This window comes from Paenibacillus sp. MMO-177 (assembly GCF_037147795.1).
In the GTDB taxonomy this organism is placed as follows: Bacteria; Bacillota; Bacilli; order Paenibacillales; family Paenibacillaceae; genus Pristimantibacillus.
On sequence record NZ_JBBCUR010000006.1, the window covers coordinates 233,676 to 253,075 of the forward strand.

The following is a 19,400-nucleotide window of genomic DNA, read 5'->3' on the forward strand; positions in this document are numbered from 1 at the left end:
ATCAGCTTAACGTATTATTCCTGCAAAGTCTTAGCTTTGTCCGTTTTTGACGACAGGGATGGAGACGATTATGACGATAAAAACGCCGGTAAAGATAAACACATCCGACATATTAAAAATCGGGTAATCTATAAATTGAAACTCCAGCATATCGACCACTTCACCTTTGAATGCCCGGTCGATGAAATTCCCCAGCGCTCCACCAAAGATAAGCGCCAAACCATAAGACAGCAACTTTTTCTCACGGTAAACTTTGCGGAAATAAATGATGATGCCAACTAAGACAATGGATGTCAGCACAACGAAAAATAGACGTTGGTTTTGCAGAATACCAAAGGCCGCGCCGCGATTCCGAATCGAAGTAAATCCAATGAGTCCTGGAATGAATGGTATCTTTTGATCAATCGTCATGTAAGTCGCGACAATCCATTTCGTCACTTGATCAACGAGGAATGCAAATAGTGCGACAATATAAAAACGTAACATCGTGCAACTCCTTTCCAGTGAAAAGTCAGGGGCATCAGCCCCTGACTTTCCGCAATCTCATTCCGTTTAATGTAACAAGCAAAGTTGCTCCAACGTCCGCCAGGATCGCGATCCACAGCGTCAACCAGCCGGGGATGACAAGAGCAAGAGCCGCAACCTTGATGACCAAGGAGAAGGTAATATTCTGTTTGATAATTTGCAAGGTTTTACGGCTGAGCTTTATCGTAAACGGCAGTTTATTCAAGTCATCCGCCATGAGCGCGATATCCGCAGTCTCAAGCGCGGTATCCGTTCCGGCGCCGCCCATTGCGATACCAATGTCGGCTCTGGCAAGGGCAGGAGCATCATTCACGCCATCGCCCACCATGCCTACATGATCGCTGTTCTTCAAGTCCTTGATGGCCTCCAGCTTGTGCTGGGGCAGCAATTCCGCTTTCACTTCACTGATCCCGACTTGCTTCCCGATCGCCTCACCTGTGGCTTTGTTGTCGCCTGTGAGCATGATGGTTCTCTTCACGCCAAGGTCATGCAGCTTGCGAATGACATCCCGGCTGCTTTCACGAACCTCGTCAGCGACAGCGATCAGCACAGAGGCTTCCTGCTCGGTTCCGAGCACCATAACCGTTTTGCCTTGCTTCTGCAAGCTTTCAATTTGAGCGGAAAGTTGTGCATTCAGGCCGCCTAGCAGCAGCTCTTCAAATAACCTAGGACTTCCGATGTAATAAGTCTTACCCTGTACAACCGCTTTAGCGCCTTTCCCCGTAATCGAGGAGAAGTCCTGTGCTTCCCACCGGGTTAGATCGATATTCGCTTCATCCGCTTTACGGACAATCGCCGAGGCGAGCGGGTGCTGAGACCATTTTTCGATGCCGGCTGCGATGCCCAGATATTCTTTTTCATCTTGACCATTCAGCAACACGATGTCGGTGACGGCAGGTACTCCTTTGGTTAACGTTCCCGTTTTGTCGAACGCGATAACAGACAGTTTTCCTGTCTCCTCCAAGTGAATGCCGCCTTTGATCAGTACACCGTTTTTCGCCGCATTACCGATCGCGGTTACGATCGAAACCGGAGTGGAAATTACGAGCGCGCACGGACATCCGACAACAAGCAGTGCCAGACCCTCATAAATCCATTTGCTCCAATCGCCGTTAAAAAGCAGAGGAGGTATTACCGCAATACCGAGCGCCACGAGCATAATGCCCGGAGTGTAATATTTGGCAAAGCGATCCACGAATGCCTGCGACGGCGCTTTTTCCGCTTGAGCTTCTTCCACCAGATGAATGATTTTGGCAATGGTGGTGTCTTCAACCCGCTTGGTTACCTCAACCTCAAGCAACCCTTCTTCGTTCAGTGTTCCTGCGTATACTTCGTCGCCGGCCGTCTTTGCGACCGGTACGGACTCGCCCGTGATGGCCGCTTGGTTAACGGCTGAATTGCCTTTGATGACTTTCCCGTCCATCGCCAATTTCTGGCCCGGTTTGACGATCATGATATCGCCGATTTGAATGTCATCAACGGGGATCTGCATTTCCTGCGCTCCCCTGCGGATCGTGGCTTCCTTCGGCGCAACATCCATCAAGGAGCGGATGGACTGACGCGCTTTTTCCATCGAGAATTTCTCAAGCGCTTCGCTGATCGCAAACAACATGACGACAATTGCGCCTTCGGCCCATTCGCCGATAATGGCTGCACCGATAATGGCCACTGTCATTAAGGTGTTCATGTTGAAATTGAATCGGACGAGACCTTTGAAACCTTTGATAAACAACTCGTATCCGCCAACAACAATGGCGAGCCCAAACAGAATAGGCCCGAGAGAGTTTTCTTCGCCCACAATGTAACCTGCGAAGAAGAAGAGCGGACAACACACTCGTTATCGTCTCTTTACGTTTCCATAACGGAACACGTTCAATTTCCCGTTTTTCTTTCTCCGGATAAACCTTCAGCCCTTCAAAAGCACCGGCTTTTTCCAAATCCGGTATGCTGGCTTCACCATATACGGTTAGTTTGGATGCTCCAAAGTTAACCTGTGCTTTGTCCACTTTAGGCAACGACTGCACATTTTTTTCGAAGGTTGCGGCACAGTTTGTGCACGTAAACCCTTGAACCCGGTATACGCTTTTTTTCTCCATGCTCATTTCTTCTGATTTACTTTCCAAGTAAAACACCCTCTTTCTGTTGTTCAATGGCCAGACGAATCAGCTGCTTAAGCTGTTCACCTTGAAGAGAGTAAAAAACCAGCTTCCCTTCTTTACGGTAATTTGCAATTCCCATATTGCGCAACAGACGCAGGTGATGGGATGCGGTGGCCATAGTGGAAGCGATTATGTTCGCCACATCGCATACGCACAACTCTTGCTCGTCACATAGTGCATAAGCGACTTTTAAACGGGTATGATCAGCAAGCACCTTGAAAATTTGTGCCATATCTTGAAAGTCATTTTTGTTTAGCTTTTCCTTGACGCGGTTGACCTTATCCTCGTCAAAACAAAAGATTTCACATGCGTCATCGTGTTTCATGCAATCACCCCCATTATTACTCAAATAATCATTTGATTATTATAATATATCTCTAGTCTAAATTTGTCAAAAAAATTGTCTAACAATTCTGAAGAAGTTCCGAATGTTAAATTTGATTTGGAACTTTCCAACAATCCGGCTTTCGAACGCTAGATTTCAGGGCTTAAAATCGTCTACAATTGTGCTATTGTTCCGATACTGACTATTTTAGGAACTTTACTAGGAGGGGATCATGTGAAACGAAATTGGGAGCTGGAGGAGTTAATTGAGCATTTTACGTTTCTTCCTAACGAAATGCAGCAAGTTGGCAATAAGTCGGGGGAGACTCGGTTGGGGTTTGCTGTTCTGTTTAAGTTTTTCCAATATGAAGCGCGATTCCCCTTCCATAAATTCGAAGTGCCCAAAGCAGTCATTCAATACATAGCAAAGCAGATCGAGGCACAGGTAGAGCTGTACGTACAATACGATTGGGCCGGTCGCTCAATCACCTACCATCGAACACAAATCAGGGAGTTTTTTGGCTTTCGTGAGGATACCATCAATGATGCTGAAGAGGTAATCGATTGGCTATGCAAAAGCGTGTTATTCCAGGATCACGGCCTCGAACATTTGGTTGAGACCGTATACCGGCGATTTCGGGAAATGAAAGTTGTACCGCCTACGCCTGATCGCATTGAGCGACTTATCAGATCTGCAATTCGTACATATGAGGAACAATTTTTCCAAGCCACACTGGACAAGCTGCCTACGATATCTTTATCCAAATTGGATTCACTCGTAGATAATATCGCATTTCTGGATGAAGATCAGGGCGGCTCAAGCAGCGATGAGGGACTTCTTTCTTTTCAAGAACTAAAGGCCGATCCTGGCAAACCAGGTGTCGAAAGTGTGTTAAGAGAAGTAAGCAAGCTGCGAACGATTCGAAATCTGGAACTTCCGGATGATCTGTTTCGTGATATCCCTCTTAAAGTATTGACCAAGTACCGGCAGCGGACCGCAACAGAGGATCTCCGAGAACTTCGCCGCCATCCTGATCCGATCCGTTACACATTGTTGGCCGCCTTCTTCTGGCTAAGGAGCATGGAGATAACGGACAATTTGATCGAGCTGCTTATTCAAATCGTACATCGGATAGGAGTACGGGCAGAACGCAAAGTCGAAAAGGAAATCCTGAATGACTTACGCAAGGTAAGCAATAAGTATGGCATTTTATTCAACATGGCGCAGTCTGCCGTCAATAATCCAGACGGAGTAATTCGTGATGTCATTTTCCCGGTCGTTAATGAGCAAACATTACGGGATTTGATAAAAGAATTCAAACACACCGGACCGGCTTACCGGGAGAAAATCCATACCATTATTCGGGCTTCCTATGGGAGTCACTACCGCCGTATGGTTCCCGAAATATTAGGCATCCTGGAATTTCGATCAAACAATGAAGTGCATCGGCCAGTGATTCGTGCGTTGGAACTGGTAAAGAAATATTCAGATACGGGCCATCATTATTTGCCAATGTCTGATGAAATCCCGATAGATGGTGTAATCCGGACTGTTAACAAAGAAATCATTGTAGAGAAGGACGAGAAAGGCCAAGAGCGAATTAATCGGATGAATTATGAGATAAGCGTCCTGCAAGCTTTACGGGAAAAGCTTCGTTGCAAGGAAATATGGGTGGCCGGAGCGAACCGGTACCGGAACCCGGATGAAGACTTACCAATAGACTTCGAAGAACGGCGGGAAGAAAATTATAAGGCTCTAAAGCAGCCGCTGGATGCGGAAGCATTCATTGCAACGTTGAAGCAGGCCATGAAAGATGGATTAGAAAAGCTTGATACCGGTCTCCAGAAAAACCCCAAGGTCCGGATCACGGAGAAGGGGAACGGTTGGATCAGCTTATCTCCTTTAGAGCCACAAGCAGAGCCGGTCAACCTATCGCGGATAAAATCTGAGATACTTCGGCGCTGGCCGATGACGAGCCTCTTGGACATTTTAAAAGAGGCGGATCTCCGTGTAGGATTTACGGAAAAATTCAAGACTGTTGCTGTACGCGAAGCGTTAGGCCGGGATACGCTGCAAAAAAGACTCATCCTATCCCTTTATGGCCTCAGGACGAATACCGGCTTGAAACGTGTGAGTGCCGGTGAGCATGGAGAAAGCTACAAAGACTTGCTGTACGTCCGGAGGAAGTTTATTCATAAGGATAATCTTCGAAACGCCATTTCTGAAGTGGTGAATGCCATTTTTCGTGTTCGGATGCAGGATATTTGGGGTGATGCTACAACTTCCTGTGCATCGGATTCTAAAAAGTTTGGTGCATGGGATCAAAATCTGATGACCGAATGGCATATCCGGTACCGCGGCCGCGGCGTTATGATATACTGGCACGTTGAGAAGAATTCGACATGCATTTACTCGCAGCTCAAATCTTGCTCCTCCTCTGAAGTCGCTGCCATGATGGAAGGATTGCTTCGTCATTGCACCGAAATGGAGGTCGAGAAGAATTACGTGGATTCACACGGCCAGAGCGAGGTTGCGTTCGCATTTTGTTACCTTTTGGGCTATCAGCTCATGCCACGGCTCAAAGCGATTCATTCACAAAAACTTTACCGGCCCGAACCAGGCATGACGGATGCCTATCCGAATTTGCAACCGGTGCTGACCCGCCCAATCAACTGGGAACTGATTCGGCAGCAATACGATCAAATGATGAAGTACGCTACGGCTCTTCGACTCGGAACCGCCGAAACGGAAGCAATCTTGAAACGATTTACCCGCAATAATTTAAAGCATCCGACCTATCAAGCTTTGGGAGAACTCGGCAAAGCAGTCAAAACGATATTCCTGTGCCATTACCTGCACTCGGAGGAGCTGCGCCGCGAGATCAATGAAGGGTTGAATGTCGTGGAAAATTGGAACTCGGCCAATAGCTTTATCTTTTACGGCAAAGGCGGAGAAATCGCCACCAACCGGTTAGAGGATCAAGAGCTTGCCGTATTGTCTCTTCACCTTCTACAAAACTGCCTGGTATACATCAATACCATTATGCTTCAAAGCATCTTATCCGACCGTAAATGGTTCGATATGATGACTCCGGAAGATTTTCGGGCGCTTACCCCGCTGATCTACACGCACGTAAACCCTTACGGCACATTTAGGCTAAACATGAGTGAACGCCTTCCGTTGGAAGAAGGTGTTATCGCGTGAGTGAAAGGCGCATATCCCCGAAACGCAAAGCGAAGGAGCTGGCCAAGTATCTCCGGGGGGAACGGCCAGATTATGCCTATCTCAAAAGCCTGTTTCAGCATCTTCGAGCAGAGCTGGAGGTAGAGGTGCCAAAAACAGCAAAAAAGCTCCCCTATGTACCTACAGAAGAGGAACTTAAACGCTACTACGATGTGGTTTGGCAGGTGAAGAACTTTCAAGACATGATGATCGTCAAGACGCTGCTATATACCGGCGTTCGGGTAAGTGAGCTTATCAATATCAAGTTGTCCGATGTTGATTTCCACTACTGCCAAATCCGGATTAATAAGGGCAAGGGGAGTAAGGATCGCATTGTCCCTTTCCCTCAATCGTTCAAGGAAATGCTGGCCATGCACGCTGATTCAATGAAAAAGAAGCAGGCAGTTTACCTGTTCGAATCATCGTGGAAGAAAAAATATACGGATCGGGGAATACGAAAGATTTTGGCCAAATATTCGGAGGAAGCCGGTCTTGTACAAAACCTGTCGCCGCATAAGCTACGACATTTCCTTTTGACCTGGCTTAAAAAGCAGGGTATCGATGACGCACTCATACAGCCTTATTCCGGCCATGAAAGCCGCAAGTCATTAGAGATCTATTCAAAGCTGGCGATCACCGATGCCCAGCAGGAGTACAACGAGGTCATCAATAAATTTCCCATTTAATATCCATCTACTTTGCGGGTGGTGTCAGCTTCGCTGGTACTACCCCTATATGTTAAAACATTGTCAAATTAACCTTCAGTTTATCATATGAATACATGATAAACTATTGATATAAAAAGGAGTGATTAATAATTATGAGATTTAGAAGCATGATATTTATTGCTTTGATACTAACATTGTTGTTGCCTACATCTGCTTTTGCGCACACAGGTCTAGACTCATCGTCACCGGCAAAGGATGAAAAAGTAGTTCAGAAATTAACGCAAATTGAAATGCTGTTCAAAACCAAAATTGAAGACTTAAGCAATTTTACTTTAAAAAATGAGAAAGGGGAGACGCTGCCTGTAAGTTCAATTGATGTTCAGGATAAGAAAATGACAGGCAAGCTTGAGGCTCCACTTCCTTCTGGGAGCTACAAAATTGAATGGAAGATTGTCGGTGTAGACGGTCACCCAATAACAGGCGAATACTCATTTTCCGTTGAGCTTCCACCGGAACCAACACCTTCGGAGACACCGGTGCAATCAGATAATGGATTAGGAGAAGCTACCGGGAATAATAATGTCAAAAATGAAAATGGGTCTGAAGTTGATGACAAGACAGATGTTCCACAGACTACTCCTTCAGTAGAAGAATCCAATCAGGAAAAAACCACCGAAAGCAATAGTCAATCTCCTTTATTGTTTGTTGGTCTTGGAGTGTGCCTCTTTGTACTCATAGGTTTACTTTTCTATCTTTTCAATAGGAAGAAGTTTAAGTAATTCATTATAGGCACCTTAGCAGGTGTCTTTTTAATGTCACGTTTAATAAAATGCGATACGTTTGCATTAGTTAGTTGTTCCTATATCTATATAGAAACAAAAATAAGCCTAGGAAAGGGATTTCAATGACTATCATTACCTGGTTGTCGGAATTATTACTTTACGTTAGCTTCTCTTTGCTTGCAGGTTATTCCATTCTAACTTTTGTACCAGCTCGTTTTAAACCAGAAATGAGGATTCCAAATAAAGTTATTATTTTAGCTGCTGTATCTATTCCTATTTTGGCCTTTATGCCTATTCTACGTATTGTCTTATTCTTTGCAGGAGATATTGGATTTGGTCTAACCATTAAAAATGTGCTTTTCTCGTTCGAAGAAGGAAAGGCTTATTTCAAGTTAGTGATTACTGCAATTGTGCTTATTTGGTTTTTAATTCGAAGACCGCTAATAAATCCACGGCATTCCTCAATACTGACCGGCTTGCTTACGATTATCATGGCACTGATATTAAGCTCTGCAAGTCATCTGGCCTCTTTAATCGGCTGGCAAGGCGTAACCTGGCATTTTCTTCATTTTGTTGCTGCAATCTCATGGGCTGGAACCTTGTTAGTGACGGGCTGTTTTTCCTTAAAACCGGATCACTGGCAGAATTATTTAAAATGGATGACTCCTTTAGGTATCATTTGTTTGATAGGAATATCTGTATCAGGATTGTTCATGCTACAGCCAGTAGCACCTGATTATGTAGATAGCTGGGTTCTTTCCTATGGTCAGGCTCTATTGTTAAAGCATATTGCTGTTATACCGCTTATTTTGTTTGCTTTTATGAATGGCGTTTTATACCGGTATAAGCAGAAAAGAAATACAGCCTGGAATCCCTTATCTTGGATACGCATGGAAGGCGTAGCTATTCTGGTCGTCTTTTTGTTTACAGGTTATATGGGCCAACAGTCACCTCCACATGATGTATCCCTTACTGTTAGAGAATCGGGATCATCATCATGGTTTCAATTTCTGGTAACAGATAAGCTTCCGGAGCAAGTTAAACTGATTATTGCCCTTAATGGTCTAAGTGTCATGTTGGGTGTTTTAGCCATTTTTACCCTAGCCTTATTAGTTTATAAAGCATGGAAATCTGAAGGATGGAAATGGCCGCAGGGATTAGGCTTAATTTTTATCGCATTCGCTTACCTTTCATTAATGACTGCTGTCACGTTCCAATAACCAGTTTCAGGTTGTGTTGTTCAAGTTAAATGTCCTCTATATTTTTGTATTCTAACAATGTCGCGATATAATTTGCGACATTTTTTCTTATTCTAGGTATCTGTGCACTTCGTGAACATTCCTCGAGTCTCCTCGTCAGCATTCATCTCTGCTCATCAACAAAAAAATTTATGGCTATACAAAAAAATAGGTTTACAACGTCTGGGTAATAGCATATATTCTAACTAAAGTTTCTTTAGGGAAACATTTTGTCTTTAGGATAACTATTTTGTGTTTGTCCAATTTATTTGGTTTGGCGAATCTTCATTTTGAAGATAGGGAGGAATATAATGATTGATCCAAAAAACAAAATGAGTAGACGGACCATCTTGAAGCTAGGGGCAGGAGGAGTATTGGGATTATTGGCAAGCACTGTCATGAATCCGGCGAATATGTTTGCTAAGTCCGTCCAGGAAACGTCAAAACATGATATGCGGAGCATGCTTAAATCTCAGGGTCATCAAGGCATGTCGCATGGATACGATCCGGGGAAGGATTCAAGTGAGGGGCTGGAAAGAGCCGTAAAAGCATTAACAGCGTTTGATTATGGAACCGTCAGCACGCTTGCAAACGGCAGAATACTTAGAGAATACGAAATGATCGCAGCTGATTGGGATAACATGGAGATTGCAAAAGGGATCATCTTTCCTGGCTGGGCTTATAATGGCACAATCCCTGGCCCAACTTTGCGTTGTACAGAAGGGGATATCGTGCGAGTTACTTTTTGGAATGGCTCAAAACATCCACATTCTATTCATTTCCATGGTATACATCCAACGGATATGGACGGTCTAGAACCTGTTTTACCCGGTCGAAAGTTTGTTTACGAGTTTGAGGCGAAACCAGCAGGGCTTCAGGTTTACCATTGTCACGTCCAGCCTTTTACTAGACATATACACAAGGGTCTGTACGGGAACTTTATTATTGATCCAAAAACACCTCGGAAGCCAGCAAAAGAATTCACCATGGTCATGAATGGCTTCGATCTGGATCTTGACGGCGAGAATGAGGTTTATACGGTAAACGGCTATGCATTTGCGTATATGAGCAGACCAATTAAAGTAAAGGCAGGAGAGCTTGTCCGTATTTATATCAGCAATATGACAGAGTTTGATCTTATCAATTCCTTTCACTTGCATGCCAATTATTTTCATTACTACGCAACTGGTGCGGATCCTGAGGCACGTCCTGCATTTACGGATACAATCATGCAGTGCCAAGGAGAGCGTGGAATTGTTGAAATCACTTTCCCTGCACCCGGAAGATATATGTTTCATGCCCATCAAAGTGAATTTACCGAACTCGGATGGATGGGGTTTTTCGAAGTGGAATGATATCGAGGCGCGGGGAGGTGAAAGGATAATATGACAATGACTAACTGGAAGATGTGGATGTGGGGAGGAATACCCGTACTCCTACTAATCACGATAGTAACCGTAATATCACAAGTTGGAACCGGGGTAAAAGAACAACAAGCAGCACCAATTGAAGTCATCAATTTTCAAAAAATAACTCTTGTTGATGAGGGGTTCAAAGTGTCCGTTCTTAACAGTGGCCCCAATGAAGTGACAATATCCCAAGTCATTGTTGATGATGCTTTTTGGAACGCTGATTTTTCGGCGAGTGCAACCTTAGAGCGATTTGAAAAAGCCACAATATCTATTCCATATCCCTGGGTAGAAGGGGATCCTCACGAAATCAAGCTGATCACTTCCAACGGCCTCATTTTTTCTGGTGAAGTAGACGCAGCGATGAAAACGCCGGAGCCTAGTGTAAATCGAGTGATGCAGTATGCACTAATTGGATTCTATGTAGGAATTGTACCTGTTAGTTTAGGCTTGTTGTGGTATCCTCTTCTACGCCGATTTACAGTGAAAGGGATGCAGGCTGTACTTGCTTTCACTGTTGGACTTCTCTTGTTTCTTGTCATTGATACCTTTGAGGAAGGACTGGAACTGGGAAGAGAAGCTCCCGCTGTATTTCAGGGGCCAGGTCTTGTATGGTTTGGAGCCATATTGAGTTTCCTCTTTCTATTAGCGATGGATCAGGCAGGAGCTTCTAAAAAACGGGAAAAGAAAAACGTTGCCTTCAAGATTGCAGGGGGGATAGGGCTTCACAACCTAGGAGAAGGGTTAGCGATTGGTGCTGCATTTGCCGCAGGAGAGGCGGCGCTTGGCACCTTCCTTATTATTGGTTTCACACTGCATAATGTAACAGAGGGAGTTGGCATTGCCGCACCGCTGCTAAATACTCAACCGAAATGGAATGTCTTCGTATACTTGGCCCTTATAGCCGGAGCACCAGCGATTGTCGGAACCTGGATAGGTGGATTTATTTTAAATGATACCTTAGCAGCATTGTTCTTTGGTATTGGTGCCGGCGCGATTTTGCAGGTTATCTATGTGATCGGTAAAATGATTGCTCAAGAATCGAGGAGGATCCAGTTGCCGGCCGTAAGCTGGTTGAATTTTAGTGGAGTACTCATCGGCATCATTGCTATGTATGCAACGGCTCTCCTGGTGAATTTTTAACTTAAAGAACGAGGAGGAACATCCATGCCATACGGAATTGGAGTCACTGGATTTATCCTTATTGTTGTCGTAGGTTTGTTGCTTTTTGGACCTTCCAAATTGCCTCAGCTTGGAAGAGCCATAGGATCAACTTTTTCGGAATTCCGCAAAGGAACGCGTGAAAGTATGTTCCTGGATGATGACAAAGAAGAAGAGGTTAAGAAATAACTATTAAAGAAAACCGCGGTCGTTACAAACGACCGCGGTTTTCTTACGTATAGCTTATACTTTAGGAAAAGGAGTACGTGTTGGATTTGCATATCCCTCTTTGTACATAGTATCAATCGTTTGTCGTATTTCAGATAGCGATTTGCCGGCTTTTTTCATTTCCGCTGTTGTCATCGCAGTCTCCATGCAAACACCACAGCGAGTACCATGATCATCCCAAACAACAGAACCGTCATCATTAATTTTATTTATAAAACAGTTCAAATTGCTTTTGTGACCCGCACTTTCGCCGCACCCACAATAACAAGGGATATAGGGGAGTTCTTCACTCACACTGGCTGCAACGGAATAGGCTGTTTGGATAACAGGTGATAAACCATCTAGAAAATTAGGCATTTTGGTAAGCGAGACCGTCTTTTCCTGAAGATCACCATTTTCAGCATGAAGAACATTACTATGATTTTGATTATCATTTGTATTTTTGGAGCATCCACTAAGGATCAGAATTGCACACACTAACAATAGGAATGGAATCCCAACTTTTTTCTTCATAGCTAATCTCCTCTGAACTGTTTTAACTCAATTGTACCTAATTTTAGGGGAGAGGAGAATGAAAACCATGACAGGTTAATGAAGATTACAGATATGCCAAATGAATGCAGATTTGAAGTCACGTCATTTCCCTTAACCGTAATTATTCTGATATAATAATTCTACTTAGTGAAGGTGGGGGATAATCTTATGAATAATTATATAGATGAACAATGTGACGATAACTGTATAAGAGAAAATGACAATAGCATCAATTTTGAAGAATTAAAGTTAGAGATGAATAAAGCAAGTAATTTAGCTGAGCTATTCAAGGCCATTGGTGATCCTACAAGAGTAAAAATCATTTTTGCTTTATTAGATATAGAGCTTTGTGTTCATGATTTATGTAATGTATTAGAAATGAACCAATCAGCCGTTTCTCATCAGCTTAGATATCTGAGAAATGTTCGGATTGTAAAAAGACGTAAAGAAGGAAAGACAGTTTTTTATTCACTTGATGATGAACATGTACGTGAGATTATTATCCAAACGATGACTCACTTGAAGCATGATTAAATTTTATGTGTTATCTCATGGGCAGCCGAGAATACGGCTGCCCATTTTTTAGAGAAAGATCAATCCCGAAATAACCCCTAATCCCGTGCCTGCTATCATAATTCGAAGGTCGAACTTTTTAAAAACTGGCTGTATCATTTCATGAAGTGCTACATAGATCATTGTCCCTACAGCTAAGCCAAGTATGTATGACATTAGCCCTTGTGGAATGTTTCCGAGCATCATGCCAAATAATGCACCAATTCCTGTTGGGAATGAGGCCATCGTAACACATATGAATAGTGCAAGTGGCTGTAATCCAGCGACTGCAAACGGTAAGCCAAGGATAATGCCCTCTGGAAGAGAATGTACCGCCATGGTCAAATAGAGATCGGACAAAAAAGTCATTTTGTTAGCAGAAATGCTGCCAAGTGCAAAGCCTGCTGGTAAGTTATGCAGTGCGATTGCTAAAGCGATCAGCATACCAGAACGAACTTGAAGTGGGTTGTTCCCATCAATGCTAAGGATTACGACTCGTTTTGAGAATGATTGAATCAAAACAAACAATAAGTATCCGGATATTGTTCCAATACTGGTTAGAACCCACCCTCCTAGATTTGCGCTTTCTGGTAATAGGCGTGCAGTAATTTGAAACATGAGAAGACCAAATGAGAAAGAAATTAGCCAGGCCATTGGTGACTGGGGATTCCGAACAATAACGAAAGAAATAATCCCTCCTATACTTAAGCTAAAGAGACTCACACCAATTCCGAACAAACTGATTATCATTTAAGAATTCACCCCATTGATTCCTTCAAATTTTGGACAAGTGGTTTGTTATTTGAGTTCATATGTGTTTAAATCTAAATTCTGTACATTATCTTCACAAACGGGTTGCAGTCACACCCATGAATAATAGCCCTCATGCCTGTTTGTAGAGGGTGAGGGTGTTTTGTGTTAGATAATAAAGAATTATGATAATCATCTCATTAAAGATCAATTAATTGTATGAACACATATTCATGTGTTAATATATCAGTATGCGCTGAAATGCTAAGCTTTTTGGTTATCGCTAATAAAAATTAGAGGTGAGTATAATGTCGTTTTTTAAGCATTTGTTCGGACATCATTCGGATCATCATGGAAAACATCATAAAACAGATCAGAGGAAATACTATCACGATAGTGGGCATGAAAGTCATCACCATAGAGATGAAAGTCATCACAATAGTCATCATTCCAAACACAGCCATGATCGTCATCAGCATGATCAGCATCATCAGGATCCTAGACGTGCGGAGCAACATTTTAGGTACAATAACGCAACGAGCAGTCCACGTATTTGTTCGACATGTGCAGCACCCAACGATAATTCCTTTAAGTTCTGTGGTAATTGCGGAACAAGCTTAATACCAACTGAGCGTCTATGCTCTGGTTGCAATAACTCCATTTCAGGCAGAGCATTGTTCTGCCCGCATTGTGGGAAAAATCTTTAAGGGTCAGATCCTATAATTAACAAAGAATAATAAGGGAAAGGAGCTATTGGTCTTAAGCTATGTGTTGGAAACGCAATATGGTCAAAACATTATGGATACTTGTAATACTTGGTGCTATAGCAGCAATCCCAGCCGAATATTCCCGATGGAAAATGGAGAAATCCGCTAAACAAGTTGAATACATTTTCGACTTTAGGGATCTACAAGAGATGGCGACTAATTATTCTAATCCTAATCAATATATTTTAGATAGGCTTAGTGAAATGAAAAAAGCCGGAATAACTACGATTTCAATCAATGAATCTACATTGAATGACTTTGTTCTATCTGGTCGAATTGATCTTTACAATGAAACAGATCTCAGTATGATGCAAAATACGCTATCTCGCTTTGATGAAAATTATACGTATGTCCTCTTTCGAAGTGAAGAAGCAACGAAGGTATTAACCCCCATTATTAAACAACGATTCATGCAAGATAATATTGTTGTACTTCCCTGGTCGTATAAAGGGAGGTCGGGTCTCATAGTAGAGACCTCACTTAAAAATGCAATGCTCAAAACAATGGAACCAGATCCATTGACGCTGAACCTTCTTCAACAAAAGGGATATCAGATAATCCCTCGTTTAACGAATCGAGTTCCATACAATCAAAAGGATTTCAATCAACTCCTAATAAATTTTAAACAATATCACATTCGTCGAATTCTTTTTGAAGGTAACCAAGTGACAGGCTATACAGAGGACAGTGTAGGGAAGCAGCCCTTGTATTCGTTTGGGGAGTTATTGAAAAAATATGATATGGGACTTATTACAATTGAAAATCTTCAACAACCTCCAAAGGGATTCCAAGAGTTAGCTAAAATGATTGGTTATAATGTTACACGTTTATATTCATTGTCTGAGATCGATGCAGAACGAATGAGTCCAAATGCTATTAAGGATAGGTTTCTACTAGCAGCCAAAGACCGAAACATCCGAATGTTTTTTATAAATGGTATGGTCGTTAGGCAACCAGAAAAAAACAAACTTTCAGACTCTTTAGATTACACAATACAAGCCATGCGTGGTTCAGAAGGAATTGTAAATGAGTTAAAATTACAGGGGTTCTCGCCAGGTGAAGCGGAGGCATTAGAGCCATTAGGAACTATTACTAAGGGATGGGAAAAACCATTTATTGCTCTTGGAGCAATTGGGATGATCACCTTACTTTTTGGTGCATTTTCTTCTTCGTTGCTATTTCCTATATTCATTTTAGGATTGTTGGGAATTGTTGTTTTTCAAATGTTTTCTCCTACATTAGGGTGGCAAATTTTAGCTCTTGGTGCAGCAGTTAGTGCACCAACAGTTGGTGTCATTTGGGCAGTTGAACGAATAAGCCGCTTTCAACAAAACAGTCTGATAAAGCAGCGTAGCCAGTTGCTCCTTGCAATTACATTCTTTATTTTCACTACGTGCATTACACTAATCGGAGGCCAATTTATTGTGGGCTCTTTAGATGATATCAGCTACAATCTTCGACTACAACAATTTCGAGGAGTAAGTTTATTACATCTGCTCCCGATTATTCTTGTAGGTTTGTATGTCTGTGTTTTCATGGGACATTCGATAAAACAGAACGCTTTACGTATTCTCCAGGCAAAAATTACTGTTATATGGATTGTTTCAATTGCCTTTTTACTCGGTGTAGGCTACTACTATATTTCCCGTACTGGAAATGGAGGAAGTGTCCTGTCAATTGAATTAATCGCCAGAAACTGGTTAGAACAAACTTTAGGAGTACGACCAAGAACGAAGGAATTCCTTTTCGCTCATCCAATCGCGATTTTAGGATTTTATTTGTTATTTAGATATCGCGCTGCCCGTTTAATCGTTGTTGTTGGTGTAATTGGACAATTATCTATGCTAGATACGTTGGCTCACCTTCACACCCCGTTACAGATCTCAATCGTTCGCAACATTCTTGGCCTTGGGTTAGGATTGTTATTTGGATTATTATTAATCGGGATATGGTGGATCGGCGAACTAATATTTATCCGGCTCAACCTTAAAAGTAGATTTTTATCGTCGCCTTAAACGCTACGTTAATGCTATCGATTGACGGCGACAGGCATTCAGAATAATGGCTTCCAACATAATTCATGTTGACGCGATGAGCGAAAATAAAGATTGAATAATAAGCCGTTCCATGGCAATAGAACAAACACAATAAAAAGTTCTGGATTCAATATTACTTATAAGAGTCCTGTAACAGCAGTATAGAGTTTTTCACCGAAAAGTCAGAAAGAGTTGACCCTTTCTAGAATGTTTAAGGGCAAGGTAGTGTCAGTAATTGATATGCTAAATGATCCAGATATAATAATGTTGACGGTAGCAATCGTGAGGAAATCACAAGCAAAAAAATGATAAGGCAGGTGCTTAAATGAATGGACGTAAAGCCGTTTATATTGTAGTTGGAGTATGTTTCGCTATGGCAATTTTCGTATATTCATGTATCCAATTTGTAGTTAATGCACAAACAAGTTAATTGCACTTTACTCCTATATGTATTTATACAGGTTAGGACCCGAATGTGAACGGCTGCAGCCGTTCACATTTTAAATTGTTTTGAATACAAAACAATGCAGTTAAATTATTTATTTGTAGCTGGTTTTGAAAATAAGGAAATGTACAATATAAAAAGCCAACGCGGAATGCTAAATGTATTAGGCTATTGTCAAACTTATTATTTAATCGCTTCATTATCGTCGCTTAACTTTTCATGGCTGCGATCATATAGCTTGCAACTGCGCTATGGCTCATTACCGTTACCGGCATACGAATTTAATATCGGATTACTTCTGAGCGGTTTTGATGACCGTATAACTAAACAGACTGTCGAAACTTCTTGACAGTTTTTTTATGTTGCAGTGATCTTTAAATGACATTCGAATCGAACAAAGAATCAAATAAATGGTTTGGAGGAAAACAGAGATTTAAATCGAATTAAACTATTAACCGTAGTTTAATGTCGCTTTGTGTCTTATTATTTGACATAATGTACGTAATATTCGCAAAAGGAAGAGGAGGAATAAATGATTCGGCTATAATTGAGATATCTTTGAAACTTCCGGATATTTAAAAGATGCAATGAAGGAAAAACAGTTTTTAGTTTCGGGATGATGAACTTGTGCGTGAAATTATAATTTAGACTAAGTCTCACTTGGAGCCTGATTAAAGACTCTGAGTCTGCAGAAGGATAAATATAAAAGATCATATTCACTAAGTAACAACTAAGGAGAGAAGATTATGGATTCGATATTATTTATTTCAGCGTGGACTATTGTTGGAATTTTTATTGGTGGAGTAATTGTACTTGTGAAAGCTAAATTCAAGAAATAAAAATTAAAACGGAAAGGAAGTTTTGAAAGTATGCATAGGCGGAGATTGAAAAACGAGGGGAACCTGTTTGAATTAATTCTTTTTTCTGTCTCTGCATATTGATGGCCTTACTAACCTCAACACACCTGAGCTTGTTCGAGGTTCAGCTGCTTTTTCGTTCATCGGAAGATCTTGGCGGAGGAGAGCCGGAGTGTGAAACGTTGGAACTTATAATTTTGATATCTGAAAAGACGTATATAATGTCACTAGCGTTGCATAAACTTTGCTCCTTCTATATTTCTGAAAATTCAGATATACGTTTTTGAATGAAAAATCCAAAAAGTCGATAGCTTCCTAAAGATAGCCTGTCTCATTTGGATGATTTATACAAATATGTATGATTAGAGCGATTCGTTTGAGCGACTTAACGATTAGACAATTGCTTCTCTTCGTCGCCTTCCTTTGGATTCTCGACTCGGCTTTTGTTTCATCCGATTCAACCATCGGGCGTAGGGCTGCCACAGCAATTTCGTTAACCATCGGTTTAACTGCAGCAGACTGTGATCGACCTTCGTTTCCAGCTTTACGAGTAAGAGTAAGCAAAAGGCGATAAGAGCAATCCAAATCTGGTTGTGAACGGCACGTTCGCTTTGACCGTGGAAATGCTTAAAATTCGGAGAAAATTAATGCAACGCTAGTGATATAATGTATGACATCATAGCAGCATACATGTGTGGGATGATAAGAACATTTTCTCATTAAGGGCCGCGAAAATCGCGGCTTTTTTATGTTATGGGATAATGCTGTTGTCAAATCATAATGACAAGAACTTTATCCCATTCCCGATTTTGACAAGAACTTGATCTCATTCCCGACAGAACTAATTTCCTGTACCGTTCTTTGTTTATAAAAACGGCCTGATCGCTGCGATCTTCCGTGATTCAGGGCATCGGGTCCATCATTTGTATTTGAGTTACTGCTTAATCGAAATTGATGGACGATTAGTAAAATCAACGGCATTCACAGAGAGGGGGCCGCTAAACTGCATGTATTTATGAATAAACATATTATTTGTGTCTTCACAGAATCAACAAACCTTTCGAGTATGATTGATTTGGCAAGGTTAAACTTGTCAAATTACACATCGGAGGGTATAAGATGAAGAGGATTTTTGTAATATCGGCTATGGTAGCCATGCTATCTTTTGGAGGAACGGCGTTTGCTAACGGTGCTAATGTCGCAGACTGCGCAAAGATGAGCAAAGGAAAGTGCGTATCTATGTGTGCTCACGAAATGGAGCGAGGAGTTTCTGAATGCGCCACGTCTACTTGTGAAATGACAGATTGTTCAATGTGTTAACGAAATCGAAAAGACTCATGCCAATGGACATCGGCATGAGTCTTTTCAATGTATAAGCATCGAATTAATGGAAGGTGTTGTATTGATTTGTCGATCTTTGAGATTACAAAGTTGATAGAGGCTGGAACAGTGGGTACTATGGCTGTAGCAGCTAGTCTTTTGCTCAGCGTTTTGATCAACAATGCCGGCATGATTCCTTCAGTCATTCTATCCGGAATAAATGTTGCTATTTTCGGTTATTTACCGGGCTTTTTTTATATCCTGGGCCTGTGTAGGTAGTCGGGGCATTTATTGGCGGTATCTGTTTTGTTGCTTAAGTTTTTATTTCTTATCTTTCGAAAACCTAAAAACACCATCAACAGGATCAAAAAAAACAGGTCATTTTCTTCAGATGAAAATGACCTGTTTTTTTGATCGCGCAT

General features: G+C 41.9%; 14 protein-coding genes and 1 pseudogene. 10 read left to right on the plus strand and 5 right to left on the minus strand.

What is annotated here, in order from left to right:
• Positions 1 to 30: 30 nt before the first annotated feature.
• From lspA to WFK81_RS21860, 3 genes and pseudogenes are all read right to left on the minus strand, one after another.
• Complete coding sequence (gene lspA, locus WFK81_RS21850) at positions 31 to 486, minus strand: signal peptidase II (protein WP_336788490.1); 456 nt, start codon at positions 484 to 486, stop codon at positions 31 to 33.
• A gap of 34 nt (positions 487 to 520) precedes the next feature.
• Positions 521 to 2,627 (minus strand): annotated as a pseudogene (locus WFK81_RS21855) (heavy metal translocating P-type ATPase).
• A gap of 10 nt (positions 2,628 to 2,637) precedes the next feature.
• Positions 2,638 to 3,009 (minus strand): ArsR/SmtB family transcription factor, encoded by a 372-nt coding sequence (locus WFK81_RS21860; protein WP_336788491.1) that lies wholly within the window; start codon positions 3,007 to 3,009, stop codon positions 2,638 to 2,640.
• Positions 3,010 to 3,243: 234 nt separating this feature from the next.
• Between WFK81_RS21860 and WFK81_RS21865 the strand changes: the two genes are divergently transcribed.
• The 7 genes from WFK81_RS21865 (at position 3,244) to WFK81_RS21895 (ending at position 11,678) form a co-directional block, all read left to right on the plus strand.
• Complete coding sequence (locus WFK81_RS21865) at positions 3,244 to 6,213, plus strand: Tn3 family transposase (RefSeq protein WP_336788492.1); 2,970 nt, start codon at positions 3,244 to 3,246, stop codon at positions 6,211 to 6,213.
• Complete coding sequence (locus WFK81_RS21870; RefSeq protein WP_336788493.1) at positions 6,210 to 6,917, plus strand: tyrosine-type recombinase/integrase; 708 nt, start codon at positions 6,210 to 6,212, stop codon at positions 6,915 to 6,917. Before WFK81_RS21865 ends, WFK81_RS21870 begins: the two co-directional genes overlap by 4 nt.
• A 134-nt stretch (positions 6,918 to 7,051) precedes the next feature.
• On the plus strand, positions 7,052 to 7,678 hold the full coding sequence (locus WFK81_RS21875) for a copper resistance CopC family protein (RefSeq protein ID WP_336788494.1): 627 nt from the start codon (positions 7,052 to 7,054) through the stop codon (positions 7,676 to 7,678).
• Positions 7,679 to 7,803: 125 nt separating this feature from the next.
• On the plus strand, positions 7,804 to 8,901 hold the full coding sequence (locus tag WFK81_RS21880) for a copper resistance D family protein (protein WP_336788495.1): 1,098 nt from the start codon (positions 7,804 to 7,806) through the stop codon (positions 8,899 to 8,901).
• A 329-nt stretch (positions 8,902 to 9,230) separates the two neighbouring features.
• Entirely contained in the window at positions 9,231 to 10,274 is a 1,044-nt protein-coding gene (locus WFK81_RS21885) for a multicopper oxidase domain-containing protein (RefSeq protein WP_336788496.1), read from the plus strand.
• Between the two features lie 30 nt (positions 10,275 to 10,304).
• The gene (locus WFK81_RS21890; RefSeq protein ID WP_336788497.1) at positions 10,305 to 11,471 is read left to right on the plus strand and encodes a ZIP family metal transporter; all 1,167 of its coding nucleotides are present in this window, start codon (positions 10,305 to 10,307) and stop codon (positions 11,469 to 11,471) included.
• Positions 11,472 to 11,495: 24 nt separating this feature from the next.
• On the plus strand, positions 11,496 to 11,678 hold the full coding sequence (locus WFK81_RS21895) for a twin-arginine translocase TatA/TatE family subunit (RefSeq protein WP_336788498.1): 183 nt from the start codon (positions 11,496 to 11,498) through the stop codon (positions 11,676 to 11,678).
• Positions 11,679 to 11,732: 54 nt separating this feature from the next.
• On the opposite strand, the gene WFK81_RS21900 is transcribed toward WFK81_RS21895, so the two are convergent.
• Positions 11,733 to 12,230, minus strand: coding sequence for a PCYCGC motif-containing (lipo)protein (locus WFK81_RS21900; protein WP_336788499.1), 498 nt, complete (start codon positions 12,228 to 12,230; stop codon positions 11,733 to 11,735).
• A 189-nt stretch (positions 12,231 to 12,419) separates the two neighbouring features.
• On the opposite strand from WFK81_RS21900, the gene WFK81_RS21905 reads away from it, so the two are divergent.
• The gene (locus WFK81_RS21905) at positions 12,420 to 12,785 is read left to right on the plus strand and encodes an ArsR/SmtB family transcription factor (RefSeq protein WP_336788500.1); all 366 of its coding nucleotides are present in this window, start codon (positions 12,420 to 12,422) and stop codon (positions 12,783 to 12,785) included.
• 48 nt (positions 12,786 to 12,833) lie between these two features.
• On the opposite strand, the gene WFK81_RS21910 is transcribed toward WFK81_RS21905, so the two are convergent.
• Positions 12,834 to 13,553: a ZIP family metal transporter gene (locus tag WFK81_RS21910; RefSeq protein WP_336788501.1), complete on the minus strand. Its 720-nt coding sequence runs from the start codon at positions 13,551 to 13,553 to the stop codon at positions 12,834 to 12,836.
• Positions 13,554 to 13,861: 308 nt separating this feature from the next.
• Here WFK81_RS21910 and WFK81_RS31005 point away from each other — a divergent pair, with 308 nt between their 5' ends.
• Positions 13,862 to 14,260 carry a double zinc ribbon domain-containing protein gene (locus WFK81_RS31005; protein ID WP_442956086.1) on the plus strand — a complete coding sequence of 133 codons (399 nt, stop codon included), beginning with the start codon at positions 13,862 to 13,864 and terminating at the stop codon, positions 14,258 to 14,260.
• Positions 14,261 to 14,337: 77 nt separating this feature from the next.
• The gene (locus WFK81_RS21915; RefSeq protein WP_336788502.1) at positions 14,338 to 16,335 is read left to right on the plus strand and encodes a DUF5693 family protein; all 1,998 of its coding nucleotides are present in this window, start codon (positions 14,338 to 14,340) and stop codon (positions 16,333 to 16,335) included.
• The last annotated feature ends 3,065 nt before the right edge of the window (positions 16,336 to 19,400 follow it).